Here is a 22,332-nt window from a genome sequence, read left to right as displayed (position 1 = left end):
GTCGTCTCGACCGTCTCAGGCGGCGCCGAGCGCACGATCGATAAGGGCGATCACGTTCTCGGTCCCGTTGCGGGTGCCGACCTTCTCCGCGGCCGCGGCCATCCGGCCGATGCGCTCGCGGTCGCCGAGCAGCGGGACGACGATGCGGCGCACCGCGTCGCCGTCGAAGGTCGCGTCATCGAGCAGCTGCGCGGCGCCGGCGGCCACGGCCGATGCGGCATTGAGGCGCTGCTCGCCGTTGCCGACCGAGTAGGGCACGTACAGCGCGGGGATGCCGAGGGCACTCACCTCGCTCACGGTCGCCGATCCGGACCGCGACACGATCAGGTCGGCGAGGGCGAAGGCGAGGTCCATGCGATCGACGTAGCGCCGCAGGGCGTAGCCGGGCACCTCAGGATCGACCATCTCGCTGCGCTCACCGGTGACGTGGAGCAGCTGCCATCCCGCCGCGAGCACGTCGCCCCAGGAGTCGGCCATCGCCTCGTTCAGTCGCTGGGCGCCGAGGGAGCCTCCGAAGACGAGGAGGACGGGACGATCGGCATCGAGTCCGAAGTGCGCCGCAGCCTCGTCGCGCGTCGCCGTGCGGTCGAGGGCGATGACCTCGAGACGCAGCGGCATCCCGACGACCTCGCTGCCGCGGAGCGGAGTCCCGGCGAAGGCCACGCCGACGCCGGCCGCTCGACGGGCCCCGAGGACGTTCGCGAGCCCCGGCTTCGCGTTGGCCTCGTGCACGACGAAGGGCACGCCCTCCCTCCGCGCGGCGACGTAGGCGGGAGCCGACGCGTACCCGCCGAAGCCGACGACGACATCGATACCGTGCGTGCGGATGTGGGAGCGCACCTGGGCGATCGCGCGGCGGAACCGGGAGGGGAACGCCGCCGCCTGGCGGTTCGGTCGACGCGGGAAGGGGACCTTGTCGACGATGAGCAGCTCGTAGCCGCGCTCAGGGACGAGCCGTGACTCCAGCCCCTCGGATGTTCCGAGGACGAGGACCGATGCGTCGGCGTCCCGCTCCCGCAGCGCATCGGCGACGGCGAGCAGGGGGTTCACATGGCCGGCGGTGCCACCGCCGGCGAGGAGGTACGAAGTCACCTCGTGACCCTACCCGCTGCGGCTGAGGGCTTCTCCTCCGCGGGGAGGGTGCGCGCGAACGCGAGCAGCACGCCGCACGCGATCAGCACGGCGAGCAGGGCCGTGCCGCCCTGGGACATGAACGGGAGCGGGACTCCCATGACGGGGAAGACGCCGATGACGACGCCGATGTTCAGCACGGCCTGGCCGACGATCCACACCGTGATGCCGCCCGCCGCGACGCGGATGAACGGATCATCGGTCTTGCGGATGATGTGGAACGCGCCGACCGTGAAGAACGTGAAGAGGGCCAGCACGACGATGCATCCGATGAGGCCCAGCTCCTCGCCGACGATCGCGAAGATGAAGTCGTTGCCGGCCGCCGGAAGCCAGCCGTACTTCTCCTGCGAGTTGCCGAGCCCGAGCCCGAAGATGCCGCCGGACGCCATTCCCCAGATTCCGTGGATGGACTGGTAGCAGTCGGTGTAGTACAGCGACATGTCGTCGCACGTGGCCGTGATGCGACGCATCCGGTCCTCGCTGGAGAGGGCGTACGCCAGCACGGCGACCACGCCGAGGACCACCGGGATGATGAACAGCCGGAGCTTCACCCCGGAGAAGAACAGGCAGCCGAGCAGGATGAGCACGAGCACCATCGCGGTCCCGAGGTCCTTGCCGGCGAGGACGGTGCCGATCGCGAGAGCGCCGACCGGGATGACCGGGATGAACACGTGGTGCCAGGTGCCGAGCATCGTGCGCTTGCGCAGCAGCACGGCGGCGATCCACAGCGCGAGAGCAAGCTTGAGGAACTCCGACGGCTGGAGCGTGAAGCCGGCGATCATGATCCAGTTCCGGTTTCCGCCGTCGGCGATGCCGAGGGGCGTGAACACGAGCATCTGGAGGGCGACGGCGCCGAAGAGCGCGGGCCAGGCCATCTTCTTCAGGAAGGCGATCGGCAGGCGGCTGATCAGGAACATCAACGGGATGCCGAGCAGGGCGAACACGCCCTGGCGCAGCGCGCCGTCCATCGGGTTCGCACCGTCCGCGACCGCGGTCGCACTGGTGGCGGACAGCACCATCACCAGTCCGAAGAGGGTCAGCAGCAGCGCGGTCGAGGCGATGAGCAGGAACTCGGTCGACACCGGTGTGAACCGGCGCCCGAGGGAGACCCGGGCCGCGAGTCCGCCGGACTCAGAACGCGGAGGGCGGGATACCTGCGTCATCGGCGCTCCCCCGGTCGATCCAGTCCCGCACCGCCTCGGCGAAGCGGTGGCCACGGTCCGCGTAGCTGGAGAACTGGTCGAAGGACGCCGCCGCCGGGGCCAGCAGAACCGTGCCCTCGTCGCCGACGATCCCCGCCGCGATCTCCACGACACGGTTCATGACCTGACCAGTCTCGCGAGCATCGACCTCGAACACCGGGACCACGGGCGCGTGTCGTCGGAATGCCGCGACGACGTCGGTGCGCTCGACCCCGATCACGACCGCCGCGCGAGCCGTGGAACCCACGTCCGCGACGAGTTCGGCGATGTCGACGCCCTTCAGATCTCCGCCGACGATCCAGACCGCACCGGGGTACGCCCGCAGGGAGGATGCCGCCGCATGCGGGTTCGTGGCCTTCGAGTCGTCGACCCACACCACGCCCCTGTGCCGGGCGATGACCTGGATCCGATGCGCGTCGAGCTGGAAGCGCTGCAGGGCCGCGTGGATCGCCTCGGGCTCCGTTCCCAGGGACCGCGCGAGGGCGCTCGCGGCGAGGATGTTCTGCACGATGTGCGGGGCGGCGAGGCCCGCGCTGTCGAGGGCGGCGATCGTCGTCAGCTCGAGCGCGCTGCGGGCACGGTCGTCGAGGAACGCACGATCGACGATCAGTCCCTCCACCACGCCCAGGTCGCTCGGACCGGGGATGCCGAGGTCGAAGCCGATCGCACGGGCGCCCTCGACCACCTCCGCCTCCTCGACCATGCGGCGGGTGGCGGCATCCGCCTTGTTGTAGACGCAGGCCACGCGGGTGTTGCGGTAGACGACGGCCTTCGCATCCCGGTACGCCGCCGCGCTCCCGTGCCAGACGAGATGGTCGTCGGCGAGGTTGAGGCAGACCGCGGCGTAGGGATACAGCTCGCCCTCGGGCTGCGACTGGCCGAGGTACCAGAGCTGGTGGCTGGACAGCTCGACGACCAGCACGTCGAAGCCACCGGGGTCGCGCACGGCGTCGAGCACGGGGACGCCGATGTTGCCGCACGGCGCGGCACGGAGTCCTCCCTCGACGAGCAGCGACGCGGTGAGCTGCGTCGTCGTCGTCTTGCCGTTCGTCCCCGTGATCAGCACCCAGTCGGCCGGAGTGCCGTCGTCGCGGAGGACCTTGTCGCGCACCCGCCATGCGAGCTCCACGTCGCCCCAGATCGCGATGCCGGCATCCTGGGCCCACCGGATCACCGGGTGCGACGGCGCGAACCCCGGCGAGGCGATCACGACGTCAGGGCGGAAGTCGACGAGCGCGGCCGGCACCTGGGCGAGGGAACCCAGTTCGAGTTCCGCGCCGATCACAGGGAGCAGCCGCTCGTACTCCTCCTCGGCGGACTCGCTGAGCACGAGAACCTCGGCACCGAGCTCGGCGAGCGTGTCCGCCACCGAGAACCCGGTCATGGACAGGCCGAGGACCGCCGCACGGAGCCCGGTCCACTCGGCGTTCCAGCTCGTGAGGGCGCTGAGCCGATCAGCCGACACGCGTCAGCCATTCGACGTAGAACAGGCCGACAGCAGACACGGCGAGCAGACCCGCGATGATCCACATGCGCACGACGATCGTGATCTCCGACCAGCCGCGCATCTCGAGGTGGTGATGGAAGGGGCTCATCAGGAACAGCCGCTTGCCGCGCGTGATCTTGAAGTAGGTCCGCTGCAGGATGACGGAGCCGGAGGCGAGGACGAACACGCCGGCGATCACGAGGAGCAGGAGCTCCGTGCGGGTCAGGATCGCCATCGCCGTGATCACGCCGCCGATCGCCATCGACCCGACGTCGCCCATGAAGACCTTGGCCTTCGGGGCGTTCCACCACAGGAAGCCGATCAGTCCGGCAGCGAACGACGCGGAGATGATCGCGAGGTTGAACGGATCGCGCACCTCGTAGCACCCGCCCAGGGCGTCGGGGTCCCCGCCGATGCAGGGCTGCTTGAACTGCCAGAATGCGATCAGGCTGTAGGCGCCGACCACGATCACGCCCGCACCCGCGGCCAGACCGTCGAGGCCGTCCGTCAGGTTGACGCTGTTCGACGTCGCGACGCCGATGATCGAGATCCAGGCGAGGTACAGGATCCAGCCGAGGATGACCCCGAAGGCGAAGAGATCCAGCCACGTGAAGTCGCGGAACAGCGAGATCGCTCCGCTGGCCGGCGTCTGCCCGAACCGGTTCGGGAAGTTCAGGGCCACGATGCCGAACGGGATGATGACCAGCAGCTGGCCGATGATCTTGCGCCATCCGGACAGGCCGAGGCTGCGCTGACTGCGCACCTTCATGTAGTCGTCGATGAAGCCGACGACGCCGAAGCCGACCATGAGCCAGATCACCAGGAGCGCGGAGAGCGCCGGGACCTCTCCGCTGACGAAGACACCGGTGAAGTATCCGACGATCGAGCCGGCGATGAAGATGACGCCGCCCATCGTCGGGGTACCGCGCTTCGCCTCGTGGCTCGGGTTCTCGGCCTCTTCGGGGGTGCGGATGACCTGCCCCCACCCCCACTTCCGGAAGAGCCGGAGGAACACGGGAGTCAGGAACAGGGTGAAGGCGAGCGAGATCGCCGCCGCCATGATGAGAGACCTCACGAGAACAATTCTCCCAGACGATCGCCGAGATGCCGGAGGCCCACGGAATTGGATGACTTCACGAGCACGCGGTCTCCGTCACGGAGTTCGGTGCGCAGATATTCGAACGCCGCGTCCTGGTCGGGCAGATGCACGGCCTCGCTGTTCCAGGAGCCCTCGCCGACGGCGGCGAGATAGAGCCTCCTGGCCTCGGGTCCGACGACGACGATCCGCTGGATGTTCAGCCGCACGGCGAGGAGCCCGATCCGATCGTGCTCCTCCCCCGCGCTCTCGCCGAGTTCGCTCATGGCGCCGAGCACCGCGACGGTGCGTTCGTCGGGTCCGGTGATCTGTGCGAGAGTGCGCAGCGCGGCGGACATCGAGTCGGGGCTGGCGTTGTAGGCGTCGTTGATGATGCGCACGCGGTCCCCGCCCAGGGGCTGCATCCGCCAGCGCTCCGCGATCTCCACCGTCTCGAGGCGCGCGACGGCGTCGGCGAGGGGGACGCCGAGCACGCCCGCCGCGGCGATCGCGGCCAGCGCGTTCGTGATGTGGTGCGCTCCGAGGACCTGCAGGCGCAGCGGCATCCGCTCGCCGGCCGACTCGATCTCGCACGAGGTGCCGGATGCCGTCACCTGGATGTCGTGCGCACGCACGTCGGCCGCCGCGCCCTGTCCGAAGCCGACCACGCGCATGCCGCGCGATCGCGCGAGCTCCTGCATGGCCGCGACGCGGGAATCGTCGACGTTCAGCACGGCGGTGCCGGAGGCCCTGGCCGCAGCCACCAGTTCGGACTTCGCCTTCGCGGTCGCCTCGATGCCGCCGAATCCGCCGGCGTGCGCCATGCCCACCATCAGGACGACGGCGATGTCGGGCTCGACCAGCCCTGCGAGGTGGGCGATGCTGCCCGGGGCGGCGGCTCCGAACTCGCTCACCAGAAAACGGGTGCCGTGCGTCACGCGCAGCATCGTCACGGGGGCGCCGACCTCGTTGTTGAACGACTTGACGGGCGCGACGGTCTCGCCCTCGTCCTCGAGGATGCGCGCGAGGAAGTTCTTGGTCGTCGTCTTGCCGTTGGAGCCGGTGATGCCCACGATGCGGAGACCGCCGCCGGCGCGCACGCGGGCGACCACCTCCCTCGCGAGGTCGCCGAGTGCGGCGACGGCGTCGGGGACCACGATCTGGGACACCGGAGCGTCGACCACGTGCTCGACGATCGCCAGCGCGGCTCCGGCCGCCACGGCGGCCCCTACGAACCGATGGCCGTCGGTCTCGGCGCCGGGCTTGGCCACGAAGATCGAGCCGGGTTCCATCGTGCGCGAGTCGGTGTCGACGATGCCGTCGACGACCGTCTCCGCCGTGTCGTCTCCGGCGACGCGCAGATCACCGCCGACAGCGGCAGCGATCTCAGCGAGCGTCAGGGCGATCATGTCATCTCCAGGCGCGGCTCTCGCCGTCTATCCGAATTTGGGAAGCAGCTCGTCCATGGGAACAGTGGACGGCATCACGCGATAGGTCTTCATCACCTGGGTCATCGCCTTCTGGAAGGCGGATGCGGTGGCCGCGGACGATACAACCTTAGTCGGCTCGTCGAGGGTCACCACGACGACGTACTGCGGGTCATCGACGGGCGCGAACCCCACCATGCTGGTGTAGTACACGCCCTCCTTGTAGCCGCCGCTGCCGTCGGAGACCTGCGCCGTACCGGTCTTGCTGGTCACCCGGTAGCCGGGAACCTGGATCCGATCGGCGTTGCCGCCCTGCACGGCGACGTTCTCGAGCATCTGCGTCAGCTGCGCCGCCGTCTGCTCGGTCACGACCTGCTCATGCCCCGGTGCGTCGGGGGTGACGACGCTGCCGTCCACCGCGGTGCACGACTCGATCAGCGAGAGGTCGATCTTCTCGCCGCCGTTCGCGATCGCCTGGTAGGCCCCGGCGAGCTGCGGTGCGGTGACGGAGAAGTACTGGCCGAAGGTGGTCGTGTACAGCGACTGGTTGTCCCACTCGCTGACCGGGTGCAGCAGACCGGCGACCTCGGAGGGGAATCCGAGCGTCTTCTCGCCGACGCCGAAGCGCTGCAGGTAGTCGTAGCGCACCTCGGGGCTGACCGTGGTGCCGAACTTCGACAGCGCCACGTTCGAGGAGTCGATAAGGGCACCCGCGAGCGTGTAGTTGAACTCCGGGTGCGTGAACGAGTCGTTGATCACGGCGCCGTTGGGGAACGTCTCGCGTGACGAGGCGGGCGCCGTGCTGAACGGGGTGAGACCCGCTCCCTCGATCGCGGCCGCCGCGGTGATGGCCTTGAACGTGGAGCCGGGCTCGAAGTCCTTGTGGAAGATCTGGCTGTATCGGGTCTCCGGGGTCGAGGAGTCCAGATCGTTGGGGTCCATCGCCGGCCATTCGGCCGCGGCGCGGATCTTGCCGGTCTTCACCTCGACGACGGTCACCGTGCCGCCCTTGGCGCCCTGGTCCTGCGCCTCCTCGGCGATCATCTGCTGCAGGTACCAGTTGAGGTCGCTGTTGATGGTCAGCTGCACGGTCCCGCCGTTCACCGCATCCACGGTGCGCTCGCTGCCCGGGATGACGATGCCGTCCTTGCCGGTGCGGTAGGACTCCTCGCCGTCGACGGGCGCGAGGCAGCTCTCCTCCATCTCCTCGATCCCGGCCTGTGCGGTGCCGGTGTTGTCGAGGAAGCCGAGGATGTTCCCCGCCACGGCCCCGTTCGGGTAGACCCTGGTCTCCCTGGCCTCGAAGTGCAGGTACTTGAGCTTCAGGTCGCGGAGCTCGATGTACTGCTCGGTCGTCAGCGACTTCTTGAGCGGTGCGTACTGGCTCTCGGCGTCGACGGCGAGGGCGTCGGAGACGATCGTCCGGACCTCGTCGCCGGTCTGCCCCGTCACCGCGGCGATCTTCTCGGATGCCTCGGCCCACGGCAGCTCCGGATCGTCGTCCTCGAGGAGCATGATCACCTGGGGGCTGAGCTGCGCGTCGTAGACCAGAACGCTGGAGGCCAGCACCGTTCCCCCCGCGTCGACGATCGAGCCGCGCTGGCCTGGGATCGTCGAGCCGGCGCCGATGTGCGTGAGCGAGTCGGCGACGTGCTCGTCGGCGCTCACGACCTGGATGTCGACGAGGCGCACGACGAAGGTCGCCAGCACCGTCAGGATGACGGCGAGGGCGACGACCGTGCGTCGCCGCGGTCCGCGCGTGGCTCTGGTCGTCATGCGATCTCTCCGTCGGATCAGGGGCGGTCGGGGGAAGTCAATGCGTGGTGGGGCTCGGGAGCCCGTCGGTGATCGCGGGAGGGAGCTCCTGCGTCGTCTGATCGGCTGTCGTGTCCTCCGTGACCGGGGTGTCGACGGGAGGCGAGGTGACCAGCACGTTGCCGACGGCGCCGGCCCCCTGCGGGTCGACGGTCGAGTTCCAATCGGCGCCGGTGCCCGTGCCGAAGACGGCGCCGTCGCTCAGACGGAGATACGACGGCGATCCGGCGACCACCATCCCCAGACCGGCGGCACCGCTCGCGAGCACCTGCGGGGAGCTCAGACCGGTCAGCTCCTCCTGCAGAGCATGGGTCCGCAGATTCAGCTCGTTCTGCTGCGAGGAGAGTGCGGCCAGCGAGAAGGAGTCCTGCGTGATCGCCAGGGACAGAGCGATCTGCGCGGCGCCGATGGCCAGAGCGCCGCCGAGGGCGATCAGTGCGTAGGCGAGCTTGGGCTTGCGGCGGGTGGCCGGACGGGTGACGGGCTGCAGGCGCCGCTGCGGTGCGCGTGTCGGCTCGATCGGCAGCGCCGGCTGGCGGACCGTGGCATTCAGGCTCATGCGCTCTCCCGCAGCTTCTCGGCGGCGCGGAGCCGCACCGGGATCGCGCGCGGATTGCGCGCGCGCTCGTCGTCGTCGGCGAGTTCTGCGCCCTTGGTGAGGATGCGGAACCGCGGGGCGTGCTCGGGGAGCTCCACCGGGAGCCCGGCGGGTGCGGTCGAGGCGGATGCTGCCGCGAACGCCTGCTTCACGAGGCGGTCCTCCAGGGACTGGTAGGACATCACCACGATGCGGCCGCCGACGCTCAGCGCGTCCATGGCGGACGGGATCGCGTCGGCGAGCACGTTCAGCTCGGTGTTGACCTCGATCCGCAGCGCCTGGAAGACGCGCTTCGCCGGGTGCCCGGCGCGCTGAGCGGCCGCCGGGGTCGCGGCGATGAGGATCTCGACGAGCTCCGCCGAACGCGTGATCGGCTGCTTCTGCCGCGCCTCGATGATGAAGCGCGCGTAACGACCGGCGAGCTTCTCCTCGCCGTAGCGCTCGAAGATGCGGCGGAGGTTGCCCTCGCTGTACGTCGCGATGACATCGGCGGCGGTGATGCCGCTGGTCTGGTCCATCCGCATGTCGAGCGGCGCATCCTTGGAGTAGGCGAAGCCGCGCTCGGCCTCGTCGAGCTGGAGCGAGGAGACGCCGAGGTCGAAGAGGATGCCGGCGGCACCCTGAGCGTGGAGCCCGATCTCGTCGTACACCGTGTGCACGAGGGTCACGCGATCGCGGAAGCGGGCCAGCCGCTCCCCCGCGATGCGGAGCGCATCCGTGTCGCGATCGAGTCCGACGAGCCGGATGCGGGGGAAGCGCTCGAGCAGGGCCTCGGAATGCCCGCCCATCCCGAGCGTGGCGTCGACGAGGACGGCTCCGTCGGCCTGGAGGGCGGGAGCCAGCAGCTCGACGCAGCGGTCGAGGAGCACGGGGGTGTGTATGTCGCGGAGGTTCATGATCTTTCTCGGGGTGACCTTCGGCTCTGATCCCCCTCCGCTTCGCGACCCGGCACCGGGGAAGTGTGTCGGGGCGGGAGCGGCGGGGCATCACAGCCGTGGTCAGAAGAGTCCCGGAATCACCTCCTGCTCGAGATCGGAGTAGGTCTCCTCACCGGCGGCGAGGTAGGCGTTCCAGCTCTCGGCATCCCAGATCTCGGCGTGGGCGCCGACTCCGGTGACGATGAGTTCCTTCTGCAGGCCTGCGTACTGGCGCAGGTGGACGGGGATGGTGATGCGGTTCTGACTGTCGGGCATCTCCGCACTCGCACCGGAGAGGAACAGACGCATGAAGTCACGCGCCTGCTTGTTGGCGAGCGGCGCCTGACGGATCCGCTCGTGCATCGCCTCGAACTCGGCCGTGCTGAAGACGTAGAGGCAGCGTTCCTGGCCACGCGTGACGACGATGCCGCCGCCGAGATCTTCGCGGAACTTCGCAGGAAGGATGACCCGTCCCTTGTCGTCCAGCTTCGGAGAATGCGTTCCCAGCAACATCGGCCATCACCCCCTCTGCGTCCGGCCAACTCGAGGTGCGCCCCACTTTACTCCACTTTCCTCCACAAACCTACGGCGAATACGCCGATTCGCCGGTTCGATACGATCGGGGTCGCCCTAGAACCGCGGAATTACGCGGTGAAGGACGGTGGAGGGCAGGTGGAGGGCCAGTGGAGGGCAGGCCTACCCCTGATACCCCGCGGGCGGCCCCGGACGCAGAAAAGCCCGGATGCTCAGCATCCGGGCTTTCGAGAGAGGGAGGAGAGGTCAGCGTCCGTCTTGGCGGCGATCCCAACGATCGTTCATGCGATCCATGAAGGAGGCCGAACTCGGCTGCTTCGAGGCCGATCGCTCACGAGGGGCGGCCGGGGTCGTCCGGCGCACGGGCGTCACGGCGATCATGACTCCGGCCAGCATCGCTGCGAAGCCGATGACACCCACGACGATGCCCCAGACGTCACCGATGATGACTCCGGCGACGAGGCCGCCGACGCCTGCCAGCAGCAGAAGGGCGCCGTACACGAGGTTGCGATAGCTCAGTGTGCGATCGCCTGATGGCGCGCTCACGACGTCGGCGTCGTTGTGAAGGAGATGGCGTTCCATCTCATCGAGCAGACGCTGCTCCTGTTCGGAGAGTGGCATTTCGTCCCCCTCGGGTATCGTGCCTTCCATTCTACGCGCGAGGAGGCGTCCGAGGCTAGCCGATCGCCCCCTCCTTGCTTTACGTATGCTGGGAGTCGTGCCGTCCCCCTCCTCCGTACCCGACGCCGTCGCCGCTCGCCTGGACCGCTTCCTCGCGCTGATGCGCACCGAATCCCTCGAGTACGGCTCGGAGGCGGCGGGGTTCCTCGACGCAGCCGCCGCGACCCTCGTCGGCGGCAAGCGGCTCCGCGCGCGTTTCTGCCATGCCGGCTGGCGAGCCGTCGCCCGATTCCGGGACCGCGACGCCACGGAGTCCGACGTGCTCTGGGACACGTGCGCCGCCCTGGAGATCTTCCAATCGGCCGCGCTCGTCCACGACGACCTGATCGACAACTCCGACACGCGCCGCGGTCGGCCGGCCGCGCACAGGGCCCTGGAGGCGTCGCACCGTGACGCGGGATGGTCGGGTGACGCGGAGGCCTTCGGCCGCGCCTCCGCCGTGCTGCTCGGGGACCTCCTCGTGGCGTGGAGCGACGACCTGCTGGAGTCCGCTCTGGACGGTCACGCCCACGCTCGCGCCGTGCGGGGCGAGTACGCGCGCATGCGCCGCGATGTGACGACCGGGCAGTTCCTCGACATCGCGGAGGAATCGGCCTGGAGCGTCAACGACGGCGGGCTGCACGCCGATCGCGCGCTGCGTGTGGTCTCGCTCAAGTCCGCCCGCTACAGCATCGAGCAGCCCCTCGTGCTCGGCGGAGCCCTCGCCGGCGCGGAGGACGATCAGATGGCGGCGCTGCGGAGCTTCGGACACCCGATCGGCATGGCCTTCCAGCTGCGCGACGACATCCTCGGCGTCTTCGGCGATTCCTCCGTGACCGGCAAGCCCGCCGGCGACGATCTGCGCGAGGGCAAGCGGACGGTCCTCGTCGCGCTCACGAGGCAGGCGCTGGACGCCTCGGCGAGGAACCTCCTCGACGAGATGCTCGGCGACCCGGAGCTCACCGCGCAGCAGGTGTCGTTCCTGCAGGCGACGATCGCGGAATCCGGAGCGCTCGAACGCGTCGAGACGATGATCTCCGACTACGCCCGTGAAGCCGACCGCGCCCTCTCGGGTGCGCGCCTGGACAACGCGGCGGTCGGCGAGCTGCGCGATCTCGCCCGCGCGGCGACCGTGCGGTCGGCCTGAAGCCGATCGTCCGTCAGGCGAGCGTGCGAGCGAGTCGACGGACCGCGCTCTTGTGACCCGCGAGGAGGGCGGCGATCGGCGACCGGCCGAGGCTCTCCTCGTCCTCGAGCAGCCAGTCGATCAGCTCGTCGTCGGTGAAGCCCGCGTCCTGCAGCACGATGATGGTCCCGCGCAGGGAGCTCAGCGGATGCCCGTCGACGATGAAGATCGAGGGCACCGCGAACACGCCGCCGCGTCGCGAGCCGACGAGGTAGTGCTCGTCGATCAGGCGACGGACGCGGCCGAGCGGCTCATCCAGCACCTCGACGAGGTCGGGCATGGTCAGCCACTCGACAGCAGGGTTCTCCACAACGTTCTCAGACACGTTGCCCACTATCTCACCTCCCATCGGATGCCGCATGTCGGCACTCCAGTCACATCTTTCACTTGCGTCACTTCTGTTGACTTCTGTTTACATCCGTGTCAGCGTGAAGTGCTCGAAAAGGGGGACCCTTGAGACAGAACACCGCCACGCGTCGCACGCGATATCTTCAGCTCGGCATGCCGGCCGCCGTCATCGGCGCCCTGGCCGGAACCCTCGTCGCGGCGCCGGCGGAGGCCGCCCCGTCACCCAGTGTCGAGCGACAGCGCTCCGCACCGCTCGGGTTGGTCCCCGCCGAGGCCCCTCCGGCCGCCTACGTCGTGCAGCCCGGTGACACCGTCTCCGCGGTCGCGGGCCGATTCGGGCTCGCGACGGTCGACGTCCTGACCTGGAACGGCCTCTCCTGGCGTTCGGTGATCTACCCCGGGCAGACGCTGACACTGCAGGCTCCGGCCGTGGTGGTCGCCGCCCCGGCGGTCGTGGAGGCCGTCGGACCCGCATCGACCGCCCACACCGTCGTCTCCGGCGACACCGTGTACGCGATCGCGGCGCAGTACGGCACCACCGTCGACGCCGTGCTGGGTGCGAACGGCCTGACCCGCGACTCCGTCATCTATCCGGGTCAGGCTCTCGTCGTGTCCGGTGCCGCTGCACCTGCTGCGGCGCCCGCAGCAGCACCCGCGACCTCGGTCGCACCGGCCGCGACGCACGTCGTCGTCGCCGGCGACACCGTCTTCGGCATCGCACAGGCCTACGGCACGACCACCCAGACGCTGTTCGCGCTGAACGGGCTCGATTCATCCTCGATCATCTACCCGGGGCAGACGCTCGCCGTGCAGGGTGCACCGGCCCCCGCGGCGGCGGCGGCCGTCACTCCGGAAGCGACGGCCCTCACGGCCGAGCAGGCCGCGAACGCGGCGCTCATCATCCGTATCGGACGAGAGCTCGGCGTCTCGGACCGGGCGGTCGCGATCGCCCTCGCGACCGGGATGGTCGAGTCGGGGCTGCGCAATCTCGACTGGGGCGACCGCGACTCTCTCGGCATCTTCCAGCAGCGCCCGAGCACGGGGTGGGGTTCGCCCGAGCAGATCATGGACGCGGATCGCAGCACCCGGGTGTTCTACGGAGGCCCGAGCGACCCGAACGGCCTCACGACCCGCGGACTGCTCGACATCCCCGGATGGGAGGGCATGGCCTTCACGGATGCAGCCCAGGCCGTGCAGATCTCGGCCTATCCGGACAAGTACGGCCAGTGGGAAGCGCAGGCATACACCTGGCTCGCCCTGCATGGCTGAGCGCCGTTCGGAAAACCCACAGCCCTCAGGGGTGAGCCGCTCCCCTGTCTTTCAGGCAGTTCTCCATAGAATTCTGACGTGACGACCAATCATCAGGCCGACCCCCTCATCGGGCGGCTTGTCGACGGCCGCTACCGTGTACGGGCGCGCATCGCCCGCGGTGGGATGGCCACGGTCTACGTCGCGACGGACCTCCGCCTCGAGCGCCGCATCGCCCTCAAGGTCATGCACGCGCACCTCAGCGATGACTCCGCCTTCCAGAGCCGGTTCATCCAGGAGGCGCGAGCCGCCGCCCGGCTCGCCGATCCGCACGTGGTCAACGTGTTCGACCAGGGCCAGGACGGCGAACTCGCCTACCTCGTGATGGAGTACCTTCCCGGTATCACCCTCCGCGAGCTGCTGCGCGAGCAGAAGCGCCTCACGATCCCCCAGACGATCACGATCATGGACGCGATCCTCGCCGGTCTCTCCGCCGCGCACCGTGCCGGGATCGTGCATCGCGACGTGAAGCCGGAGAACGTGCTCCTCGCGGAGGACGGCCGTATCAAGATCGGTGACTTCGGCCTCGCCAGGGCCACGACGGCGAACACGGCGACCGGGCAGCAGCTGCTCGGCACGATCGCCTACCTGGCCCCCGAGCTCGTGACCCGCGGCACCGCCGACGCGCGGAGCGACATCTACGCGCTCGGCATCATGCTCTACGAGATGCTGGTCGGCGAGCAGCCATACAAGGGCGAGCAGCCGATGCAGATCGCGTTCCAGCACGCCACCGAGTCGGTCCCCCGTCCGAGCGTGCGCAATCCGGCCGTACCCGAGCCCCTCGACGAGCTCGTCCTCTGGGCGACCGAGAAGTCCCCGGACGAACGACCGGATGACGCCCAGCAGATGCTCGACCGTCTGCGGGAGATCGAGCGCGAGCTGGGCATCGCTCCGGCGGTCGCCGCCGCGACGATGTCGCAGCGCAGCCAGGGCGACTCGGGCGACCTCACCAAGGTTCTGCCCGGCACGATGGTGATCGCCGACCCGACGGCACCGGCGCCCGCGCCGATCGACAACGCGACGGTCCTTCGCCGTCGCGCGTCGCGTCGACGCGCACGTGGCGCGTTCCTGCTCACGCTCGTCCTGCTCCTCGCCGTTCTCGCCGGTGGAGTCGGCTGGTGGTTCGGCTCAGGGCCCGGGTCACTGATCGCCGTGCCGGATGTCGCCGGCTCGACCTACGAGCAGGCCGCCGAGGCGCTCACCGCGGAAGGACTCACCCCCTTGCGGGGCGAGGAGTACTCGGTCGACGTCGAGAAGGATCTGGCGATCCGCACCGATCCGCAGGCCGGCGACCGACTGGAGAAGAACGGCGAGGTGACCGTGCTGATCTCGCTCGGGCCTGAGCCGCACTCGATCGAGACCCTCAACGGCAAGACCGAGGACGAGGCGCGCGCCTATCTGGACGAGCTGAACGTCACGGTCCCCGACGAGACCCTGGAACTGTTCTCGGATGCCGACGAGGGGATCGTCATCAACGCGTACGTGACGCCGCGTGCCGGCGGCGACGCCTACGAGTGCGGCGAGGGATGCGACCTCTTCGAAGCCGACACCGTCGACCTCTTCGTCTCGCTGGGATCGCTGCCCGACGTCTCCGACACCTCCGTGCAGCAGGCGACCCAGGCGCTCACCGACAAGGGCCTGAACGTGCTCGACGAACGCGTCGAGCAGTACAGCGACACGATCGCCGAGGGCCGGGTCATCGGCTACGCCGACCGCTCCGAGTCGGGCAACTGGCGTCCCGGTGACGACATGCGGCTGATCGTCTCCCTGGGGCCCGAGCCCATCGAGATCCCCGACGTGTCCGGCATCTCGATCCGCGATGCCGTCAAGCAGCTGCAGGACGCCGGATTCAAGCCGGTCACTGCGGCGCCGGAACTCGTCTGGGACATCTTCACCGCGACGCGCACCGACCCGAAGGCCGGAGAGTCCCGCGTACGCGGGACGGAGGTGCGCGTCTTCGCCGCGGGGTGATGTCGCCGACGCCCCTCGCCCGAAAAACGACAGACGCAGAGAACCCGCCCTCCCGATCATCCGGGGGGCGGGTTCTCTGCGTTCGACGAAAGCCGTCGACTCAGCGCTTCTCGAGCTCCTCCGCGACGAGGAACGCCAGCTCGAGCGACTGCATGTGGTTCAGGCGCGGGTCGCACAGGCTCTCGTAGCGCGTGGCGAGTGCTGCCTCGTCGATCTGCTCGGATCCGCCGAGGCACTCGGTGACATCGTCTCCCGTGAGCTCGACGTGGATGCCGCCGGGGAACGTGCCCACCGCGCGATGCGCCTCGAAGAAGCCGCGCACCTCGTCGACGACGTCGTCGAAGCGACGGGTCTTGTAGCCGGTCGGGGTCGTGATGCCGTTGCCGTGCATCGGATCCGTCACCCACAGCGGCTGCGCGCCGGAGTCGCGCACGGCCTCCAGCAGCGGGGGCAGGGCGTCGCGGATCTTCCCCGCACCCATGCGCGTGATGAAGGTCAGTCGGCCGGGCTCGCGCTCGGGGTCGAGCTTGTCGATCAGCGCGAGCGCGGTCTCCGGCGTGGTCGTCGGGCCGAGCTTCACACCGATGGGGTTGCGGATCTTCGAGAAGTAGTCGACGTGCGCGCCGTCGAGCTCGCGGGTGCGCTCACCGATCCACAGGAAGTGCGCCGAGGTGTTGTACGGCGTGTCCGTGCGCGAGTCGATGCGCGTCATCGGGCGCTCGTAGTCCATCAGCAGACCCTCGTGGCCGGTGAAGAACTCGACGCGCTTCAGCTCGTCGAAGTCGGCGCCCGCGGCCTCCATGAACTTGATGGCGCGGTCGATCTCGGCGGCCATGCGCTCGTAGCGCTGGTTGGCGGGGTTCTGCGCGAAGCCCTTGTTCCACGAGTGCACCTCGCGGAGGTCGGCGAAGCCGCCCTGGGTGAAGGCGCGGATGAGGTTCAGGGTGGAGACAGCCGTGTGGTACCCCTGCAGCAGGCGACCGGGATCGGCCTGACGGGAGCCCTCGGTGAAGTCGTAGCCGTTGACGATGTCGCCGCGGTACGCCGGAAGCGTGACGTCACCGCGGGTCTCGCTGTCGCTCGAGCGGGGCTTGGCGAACTGTCCGGCCATGCGCCCCATCTTGACGATGGGCATCGAGGCGCCGTAGGTGAGCACGACGGCCATCTGCAGCACCGTCTTGATGCGGTTGCGGATCTGCTCGGCGGTCGCGCCGGCGAAGGTCTCGGCGCAGTCGCCGCCCTGGAGCAGGAAGGCCTTTCCGGATGCTGCGCGCGCGAGGCGATCACGGAGGTTGTCGACCTCACCCGCGAAGACCAGCGGCGGGAGAGCGGCGATCTGGCGGGAGACGTCGGCGACGCGGTCCGCGTCGGGCCACTGCGGCTGCTGCTTGATGGGAAGCGAGCGCCATGCATCAAGGGCGTCGATGTGGTGCGGGAGCATGCCTCAAGCCTAGTGGTCGACGTGCACCCTGGACGCTCCGCTAGCGCCGTGTGACACGGGAGGGAAGACGGTCCTTCACGGTCGAGGCGTAGACGTCCTCGTACTCCTGCTGACCGAGACGATGCAGGGCCACCATGATCTCGTCGGTGACGGAGCGCAGGATGTACCTGTCGTTCTCCATCCCGGCGTAGCGGGAGAAGTCGAGCGGCTCTCCGATGACGATCCCGACGCGCATGATGCGGGGAAGCCGCTGGCCGATCGGCATGGCCGTGTCGGTGTCGACCATGATCACGGGGACGACGGGGACCTTGGCCTCGAGCGCCATCCGTGCGATGCCGGTGCGTCCGCGGTACAGCTTGCCGTCGGGGCTTCGCGTGCCCTCCGGGTAGATGCCGAGCAGGTCGCCGCCGCCGAGCACCTGCAGACCGGTGTTCAGAGAAGCCTCCGAGGCCTTGCCTCCGGATCGGTCGATCGGGATCTGCCCCGTGGCCTTCATGAAGAACTTGGTCGCGAAGCCCTTCAGGCCGCGGCCCGTGAAGTAGTCGCTCTTGGCGAGGAAGGACATCGGGCGATCGATCACCAGCGGCAGGAAGATGGAGTCCGCGAACGAGAGATGGTTGCTGGCGAGGATCGCCGCCCCGTTCGCGGGCACGTTCTTGCGGCCCACGATCCAGGGACGGAAGATCGCCTTGACCACGGGGCCGATCACGACGTACTTCATCAGCCAGTAGAACATCGAGGTGAAGTCTAGCGCCGCGTCCGGCATCCGCTTCGGCGATCTTCGATCGGGATGCGCGATCGCGACTCAGTTCCACACGAGGTGCGACGGGGTGTCATGCCCTAGACTCAAGACCACACACGTGCCCGACCGGTACCGAAGGAGCTGCCGTGGTCCAGTTTGAAGTCCCCGCGATCGTCCCCGCCGACCCCGACGCAAACGTCTCGGACCTCTTGTTCCAGCGCGTCAAGGCCACCCCCGACCGCGCGCTGTTCTCGGTGCCCGAGGGCGAAGGCTGGCGCGACATCTCCGCCGCCGACTTCCAGACGGCCGTGATCGCCCTGGCGAAGGGATTCGCCGCCGCAGGCATCCAGCCGGGCGAGAAGGTCGGCTTCCTCGCGCGCACGACGTACGAGTGGACGCTGGTCGATTTCGCGCTCTTCTACGCCGGCGCCGTGATGGTCCCGATCTACGAGACCAGCTCCCCCTCTCAGATCCAGTGGATCCTCGAGGACTCCGGGGCGATCGCCCTCGTGGTCGAATCTCCGGAGCACTTCGCCCGCGTCGACGAGGTGCGCGGCGACCTTCCCCTGATCCGCGAGGTCTGGCAGCTGCACCTCGGCGCCATCGACACGCTCACGGCGCAGGGCGCAGCGGTCACCGACGAGGAGATCGAGCGTCGCCGCAACCTCGCCGTCGGCTCCGACATCGCCACCCTCATCTACACCTCGGGCTCCACCGGTCGCCCGAAGGGCTGCGTGCTCACGCACAGCAACTTCGTCGAGCTCACCCGCAACTCCGCGAAGGCCCTCGACGCGGTCGTGCAGACGCCGGGCGCCTCGACCCTCCTGTTCATCACGACGGCTCACGTCTTCGCGCGCTTCATCTCGATCCTCGACATCCACGCGGGCGTCCGCACCGGTCACCAGCCCGACACGCGACAGCTCCTGCCCGCCCTGGGCTCGTTCAAGCCGACCTTCCTCCTCGCCGTCCCTCGCGTGTTCGAGAAGGTGTACAACTCCGCCGAGCAGAAGGCGGAGGCCGGTGGGAAGGGCAAGATCTTCCGCGCCGCGGCGGATGTCGCCATCGAGCACTCGAAGCTGCTCGAAGAAGGCAAGAAGATCCCCTTCGGGATGAAGCTGAAGTTCGCCCTCTTCAACAAGCTCGTCTACAGCAAGCTCCGCGCCGCGATGGGCGGGAACGTGGTCTACGCCGTGTCCGGCTCCGCTCCCCTGGGCCCGCGACTCGGTCACTTCTTCCACAGCCTCGGCGTCGTGATCCTCGAGGGCTACGGATTGACCGAGACGACGGCTCCCGCCACGGTGAACCTGGCCGACAAGTCGAAGATCGGCACGGTCGGTCCCGCGCTCCCCGGCGTCGGCGTGCGCCTCGGCGAGGATGGCGAGATCGAGGTACGCGGCATCAACGTCTTCAAGGAGTACTGGAACAACCCCGAGGCCACGGCCGAGGCGTTCAGCGACGGCGGCTGGTTCCGCACCGGCGACATCGGCAGCTTCGACTCCGAGGGCTTCCTCACGATCACCGGTCGCAAGAAGGAGATCATCGTCACGGCCGGAGGCAAGAACGTCGCCCCCGCAGCGCTCGAGGACCCGATCCGGGCGAACCCGATCATCGGCCAGGTCGTCGTGGTCGGCGATCAGCGCCCGTTCATCTCGGCCCTGGTGACGCTCGATCCCGAGATGCTGCCGACGTGGCTCGCGAACAACGGCCTCGACGCCAAGATGACGCTGGTGGAGGCTTCCCGCAACGACGCCGTCCGGGCCGAGGTCCAACGCGCCGTCGACGGCGCGAACGCCCGCGTGTCGCGCGCCGAGTCGATCCGCAAGTTCACGATCCTCGATTCGGAGTGGACCGAGGCCTCGGGCCACCTGACGCCGAAGCTCTCCATCAAGCGCAACGTCATCATGAACGACTTCGCCGACGAGATCTCCGCGATCTACGACGAGCCGGTCTCGACGACCAACGTCGCGATCGGCGGCTGACCCGGCAGGTCGACCCACCCCCTTCCCGACGAACGGCCCCCTCGCGCACACGCGCAAGGGGGCCGTTCGGTGAGAAGGGGGCGCTCGGCGGCTAGAACCAGGCGCTCTCGCGCACCTCGCGCATCGCCTGTTTGCGGGTCTCCGGATCGAGACGCGACAGGAACAGCTTCCCGTCGAGGTGATCCGTCTCGTGCTGAAGCGCCTGGGCGAGGAGACCGTCGCCCTCGAGCACCACAGGATTCCCGTCGAGGTCGATCCCCTCGACGCGCGCCCACGGGTGCCGCTGCGCATCGTGCCAGAGCCCGGGAACGGACAGGCAGCCCTCTCCGGTCGGCTCGGGTTCGCCCCGCACCTCCACGAGCACCGGGTTGAGCACGTAGCCGATGTCACCGTCGATGTTGTAGCTGAAGGCGCGCAACGCCACGCCGATCTGCGGGGCGGCCACTCCGGCTCGGCCAGGCAGCTCGACCGTCTCGACGAGGTCGGCCACCAGTGCGCGGACGCCGTCGTCGATGTCATCGATCGGGGCGCACACGGTACGCAGGACGGGGTCGCCGAAGATGCGGATCTCGCGGACGGCCATCAGGCGCCCTTCGCCCGCAGGCCCTCGACCAGGAGCGCGGCGAGTCGACGCGCGGCGACACGTGTCTCGGGCAGCAGGTTCGCGAACACGATGGTCCCTCCCCCGGCGATCTGCGGATCGTACGGCATCCGGATCACGCTCTTCGCGCGCGTGGCGAAGTGACTCTGCAGCTCGTTCAGGCGCACGAGGGGCGCGCCCGGTGTCGACTGGTTCAGCACGACGATAGCCTCTCGAGCCTGCTCGGCGTACCCGTTCGTCTCGAGCCAGGTGAGAGTCTCCGAGGCCAGTCGCGCTTCGTCGACGCTCAGCCCCGACACGATGATGATCTGGTCGGCCAGGTCGAGGGTCGCCGACATCACGGAGTGCACGATGCCCGTCCCCGTGTCCGTCAGCACGAGCGAGTAGTAGTGCGCGGCGACACCGGCGACGTCCCTGTAGTCGCTGTCGCTGAAGGCCTCGGCGATGCGGGGATCGGAATCGGAGGCGAGAACGTCGAGGCGGGTGGCATCGCGCGCCACGATGGCGGAGATGTCGTGATAACCCCGGACGTCGTCGTGGATGCGGACCAGATCGCGCACCGACTTGTTGTGAGCCGGACGGACGATGCGTTCCGCGAGGGTTCCTCGATCCGGATTGGCATCGACGGCGATCACGCGGTCGTCACGCGCGTCGGCCAGCGCCATGCCGAGCAGGGCGGTGATCGTCGTCTTGCCGACGCCGCCCTTGCGAGAGAGCACGGGCACGAACCGCGCCCCTCCGGGGAGAGGTGCGGCGATGCGAGCGCTGAGCGCCTTCCGCTCCCGGGCCCGCCGACCGTCGCCGATGTTGATGCGGCGTCCCGACACGGTGTAGAGGAAATGACTCCACGCGCCTTCGGGCTCGGGCTTCGTGAGGCGATGCGGGTCGAGCAGGCGATCGGCGGTGAGCAGATCGGCCGACTCCCGCGAGGAATCACCCAGATCGTCCAGGCGCTTCGAGGTGAGCGTCACGTCGGCGCGGGCGGCCGCGCGCGTTGGCTGCGGAACGACGGACTTCTCGTCGGGAGTGGACACGGCGGCGGTCTCCTTCACGGCGGGCACTCCCGCGGCGGTGGCTGCGACGGGAGCCGCAGCCGAATCGACGGTCGCCCTCGCCAGGAATCGGGCTGCGACGGCCGCCTCTTCGGCGTGCGTCGCCGCGGCGGCCGGCTCGTTCGCGACGGGGACCGGCTCGGGGTCGGGTTCCGGCTCGGGTACGGGCTCAGGCTCCGGCTCAGGCTCCGGCTCAGGCTCAGGTACGGGCTCAGGCTCAGGTACGGGCTCAGGCTCAGGCTCAGGCTCAGGCTCAGGCTCAGGCTCAGGCCCCGGCTCAGGCTCAGGCTCAGGCTCAGGCTCAGGCTCAGGCTCCGGCTCCGGCTCCGGCTCCGGCTCCTCGACGATCGTCGCCGATTCCGGCTCCTCGGCATCCGGCTCCTGGTCGATCGGCTCCTCGACGTCCGGCTCCAGTTCCGCTTCCTGGATGGTCTCCTCGGGCGCGGCCTCTTCCGCCGACGGGGTGGCGGCCACCGGTTCGTCGATCACGATGGGCCCGATGATGATGCCCGGGACCTCCTTCGGCGACGGGTCGGCCTTGGCGGCCTTGGCAACCTTGTCGTCTCCCGGAGACCGGGACTTCAGCACCGCCGGAGTCACGGCGGCGGGCACGGCCTTCGCCGCGGATGCGACCTGCGAAGCCGTGACGATGGGCAGTTCGTCGACGATGAGGTCGCCGACGACTTCTCCCTCGACGACGCCCTCGTCATCGAGGTCGTCGTCATCGTCCTTCGGCAGCGACACGCTCACCTGCGCCGTTCCGCCGAGGATGCCGATGACGGCCGTGTCCACGGACGCGGCGTCATCGAGCACCCCCAGCGGGTTCTCCTCGGGTTCTGCGGTGTTCTTCGGGGTCACG

General features: G+C 69.1%; 19 protein-coding genes. 4 read left to right on the top strand and 15 right to left on the bottom strand.

Translation table 11 applies throughout. The features are described 5' to 3' along the window. Positions 1 to 15: 15 nt before the first annotated feature. The 10 genes from MRBLWH11_RS12950 to MRBLWH11_RS12905 form a co-directional block, all read right to left on the bottom strand. Positions 16 to 1,092, bottom strand: a complete 1,077-nt coding sequence (locus MRBLWH11_RS12950) for a UDP-N-acetylglucosamine--N-acetylmuramyl-(pentapeptide) pyrophosphoryl-undecaprenol N-acetylglucosamine transferase (protein WP_341945164.1) — start codon at positions 1,090 to 1,092, stop codon at positions 16 to 18. Then, positions 1,089 to 2,294: a putative lipid II flippase FtsW gene (gene ftsW / locus MRBLWH11_RS12945; protein ID WP_116636815.1), complete on the bottom strand. Its 1,206-nt coding sequence runs from the start codon at positions 2,292 to 2,294 to the stop codon at positions 1,089 to 1,091. The genes MRBLWH11_RS12950 and ftsW overlap by 4 nt, the downstream gene beginning before the upstream one ends. Continuing rightward, positions 2,263 to 3,798: a UDP-N-acetylmuramoyl-L-alanine--D-glutamate ligase gene (gene murD, locus MRBLWH11_RS12940; protein WP_341945163.1), complete on the bottom strand. Its 1,536-nt coding sequence runs from the start codon at positions 3,796 to 3,798 to the stop codon at positions 2,263 to 2,265. Before murD ends, ftsW begins: the two co-directional genes overlap by 32 nt. Continuing rightward, positions 3,788 to 4,894: a phospho-N-acetylmuramoyl-pentapeptide-transferase gene (gene mraY / locus MRBLWH11_RS12935; RefSeq protein ID WP_116636813.1), complete on the bottom strand. Its 1,107-nt coding sequence runs from the start codon at positions 4,892 to 4,894 to the stop codon at positions 3,788 to 3,790. The genes murD and mraY overlap by 11 nt, the downstream gene beginning before the upstream one ends. Further along, positions 4,891 to 6,303, bottom strand: a complete 1,413-nt coding sequence (gene murF, locus MRBLWH11_RS12930) for a UDP-N-acetylmuramoyl-tripeptide--D-alanyl-D-alanine ligase (protein WP_341945162.1) — start codon at positions 6,301 to 6,303, stop codon at positions 4,891 to 4,893. Before murF ends, mraY begins: the two co-directional genes overlap by 4 nt. Positions 6,304 to 6,330: 27 nt before the next feature. After that, positions 6,331 to 8,097: a penicillin-binding protein 2 gene (locus MRBLWH11_RS12925; protein WP_116636811.1), complete on the bottom strand. Its 1,767-nt coding sequence runs from the start codon at positions 8,095 to 8,097 to the stop codon at positions 6,331 to 6,333. A gap of 37 nt (positions 8,098 to 8,134) precedes the next feature. Beyond that, positions 8,135 to 8,695, bottom strand: coding sequence for a hypothetical protein (locus tag MRBLWH11_RS12920; protein ID WP_116636810.1), 561 nt, complete (start codon positions 8,693 to 8,695; stop codon positions 8,135 to 8,137). Next, positions 8,692 to 9,630, bottom strand: coding sequence for a 16S rRNA (cytosine(1402)-N(4))-methyltransferase RsmH (gene rsmH, locus MRBLWH11_RS12915; RefSeq protein ID WP_116636809.1), 939 nt, complete (start codon positions 9,628 to 9,630; stop codon positions 8,692 to 8,694). Before rsmH ends, MRBLWH11_RS12920 begins: the two co-directional genes overlap by 4 nt. A gap of 102 nt (positions 9,631 to 9,732) precedes the next feature. Beyond that, positions 9,733 to 10,164, bottom strand: coding sequence for a division/cell wall cluster transcriptional repressor MraZ (mraZ, locus tag MRBLWH11_RS12910; RefSeq protein WP_028501511.1), 432 nt, complete (start codon positions 10,162 to 10,164; stop codon positions 9,733 to 9,735). Positions 10,165 to 10,431: 267 nt separating this feature from the next. Next, on the bottom strand, positions 10,432 to 10,806 hold the full coding sequence (locus MRBLWH11_RS12905; RefSeq protein ID WP_116636808.1) for a DUF3040 domain-containing protein: 375 nt from the start codon (positions 10,804 to 10,806) through the stop codon (positions 10,432 to 10,434). Between the two features lie 85 nt (positions 10,807 to 10,891). On the opposite strand from MRBLWH11_RS12905, the gene MRBLWH11_RS12900 reads away from it, so the two are divergent. After that, positions 10,892 to 11,992, top strand: a complete 1,101-nt coding sequence (locus MRBLWH11_RS12900; protein ID WP_341945161.1) for a polyprenyl synthetase family protein — start codon at positions 10,892 to 10,894, stop codon at positions 11,990 to 11,992. A 13-nt stretch (positions 11,993 to 12,005) separates the two neighbouring features. Here MRBLWH11_RS12900 and MRBLWH11_RS12895 read toward each other — a convergent pair whose 3' ends face one another. Next, entirely contained in the window at positions 12,006 to 12,380 is a 375-nt protein-coding gene (locus tag MRBLWH11_RS12895; RefSeq protein WP_116636872.1) for an Rv2175c family DNA-binding protein, read from the bottom strand. A gap of 104 nt (positions 12,381 to 12,484) precedes the next feature. Between MRBLWH11_RS12895 and MRBLWH11_RS12890 the strand changes: the two genes are divergently transcribed. Both MRBLWH11_RS12890 and pknB read left to right on the top strand, forming a co-directional pair. Next, entirely contained in the window at positions 12,485 to 13,648 is a 1,164-nt protein-coding gene (locus tag MRBLWH11_RS12890; RefSeq protein WP_341945160.1) for a LysM peptidoglycan-binding domain-containing protein, read from the top strand. A gap of 78 nt (positions 13,649 to 13,726) precedes the next feature. Beyond that, entirely contained in the window at positions 13,727 to 15,658 is a 1,932-nt protein-coding gene (gene pknB / locus MRBLWH11_RS12885) for a Stk1 family PASTA domain-containing Ser/Thr kinase (protein WP_341945159.1), read from the top strand. 100 nt (positions 15,659 to 15,758) lie between these two features. On the opposite strand, the gene MRBLWH11_RS12880 is transcribed toward pknB, so the two are convergent. Together MRBLWH11_RS12880 and MRBLWH11_RS12875 are read right to left on the bottom strand one after the other, a co-directional pair. Next, positions 15,759 to 17,099 (bottom strand): 3-deoxy-7-phosphoheptulonate synthase class II, encoded by a 1,341-nt coding sequence (locus tag MRBLWH11_RS12880; protein WP_116636804.1) that lies wholly within the window; start codon positions 17,097 to 17,099, stop codon positions 15,759 to 15,761. A 40-nt stretch (positions 17,100 to 17,139) separates the two neighbouring features. Continuing rightward, a complete protein-coding gene (locus MRBLWH11_RS12875) occupies positions 17,140 to 17,835 on the bottom strand; it encodes a lysophospholipid acyltransferase family protein (protein ID WP_116636871.1) in 696 nt (231 codons plus the stop codon). A gap of 152 nt (positions 17,836 to 17,987) precedes the next feature. Between MRBLWH11_RS12875 and MRBLWH11_RS12870 the strand changes: the two genes are divergently transcribed. Continuing rightward, positions 17,988 to 19,820, top strand: coding sequence for an AMP-dependent synthetase/ligase (locus tag MRBLWH11_RS12870; protein ID WP_116636803.1), 1,833 nt, complete (start codon positions 17,988 to 17,990; stop codon positions 19,818 to 19,820). Between the two features lie 91 nt (positions 19,821 to 19,911). Here MRBLWH11_RS12870 and def read toward each other — a convergent pair whose 3' ends face one another. Next, positions 19,912 to 20,403: a peptide deformylase gene (def, locus tag MRBLWH11_RS12865; protein ID WP_116636802.1), complete on the bottom strand. Its 492-nt coding sequence runs from the start codon at positions 20,401 to 20,403 to the stop codon at positions 19,912 to 19,914. Then, entirely contained in the window at positions 20,403 to 22,331 is a 1,929-nt protein-coding gene (locus MRBLWH11_RS12860) for a MinD/ParA family protein (protein ID WP_341945158.1), read from the bottom strand. The genes def and MRBLWH11_RS12860 overlap by 1 nt, the downstream gene beginning before the upstream one ends. Position 22,332: the final 1 nt, after the last annotated feature.

The organism is Microbacterium sp. LWH11-1.2 (assembly GCF_038397745.1).
Lineage (GTDB): Bacteria > Actinomycetota > Actinomycetes > Actinomycetales > Microbacteriaceae > Microbacterium.
This window is presented reverse-complemented; position numbering and strand designations above follow the sequence as displayed.

Coding starts and splice junctions, on each gene's coding strand:
- MRBLWH11_RS12925 (WP_116636811.1), bottom strand. CDS start 8,097: ATGACGACCAGAGCCACGCGCGGACCGCGGCGACGCACGGTCGTCGCC.
- MRBLWH11_RS12905 (WP_116636808.1), bottom strand. CDS start 10,806: ATGCCACTCTCCGAACAGGAGCAGCGTCTGCTCGATGAGATGGAACGC.
- ftsW (WP_116636815.1), bottom strand. CDS start 2,294: ATGACGCAGGTATCCCGCCCTCCGCGTTCTGAGTCCGGCGGACTCGCG.
- MRBLWH11_RS12875 (WP_116636871.1), bottom strand. CDS start 17,835: ATGTTCTACTGGCTGATGAAGTACGTCGTGATCGGCCCCGTGGTCAAG.
- MRBLWH11_RS12880 (WP_116636804.1), bottom strand. CDS start 17,099: ATGCTCCCGCACCACATCGACGCCCTTGATGCATGGCGCTCGCTTCCC.
- mraZ (WP_028501511.1), bottom strand. CDS start 10,164: ATGTTGCTGGGAACGCATTCTCCGAAGCTGGACGACAAGGGACGGGTC.
- def (WP_116636802.1), bottom strand. CDS start 20,403: ATGGCCGTCCGCGAGATCCGCATCTTCGGCGACCCCGTCCTGCGTACC.
- MRBLWH11_RS12900 (WP_341945161.1), top strand. CDS start 10,892: ATGCTGGGAGTCGTGCCGTCCCCCTCCTCCGTACCCGACGCCGTCGCC.
- rsmH (WP_116636809.1), bottom strand. CDS start 9,630: ATGAACCTCCGCGACATACACACCCCCGTGCTCCTCGACCGCTGCGTC.
- MRBLWH11_RS12895 (WP_116636872.1), bottom strand. CDS start 12,380: ATGGGAGGTGAGATAGTGGGCAACGTGTCTGAGAACGTTGTGGAGAAC.
- MRBLWH11_RS12920 (WP_116636810.1), bottom strand. CDS start 8,695: ATGAGCCTGAATGCCACGGTCCGCCAGCCGGCGCTGCCGATCGAGCCG.
- murF (WP_341945162.1), bottom strand. CDS start 6,303: ATGATCGCCCTGACGCTCGCTGAGATCGCTGCCGCTGTCGGCGGTGAT.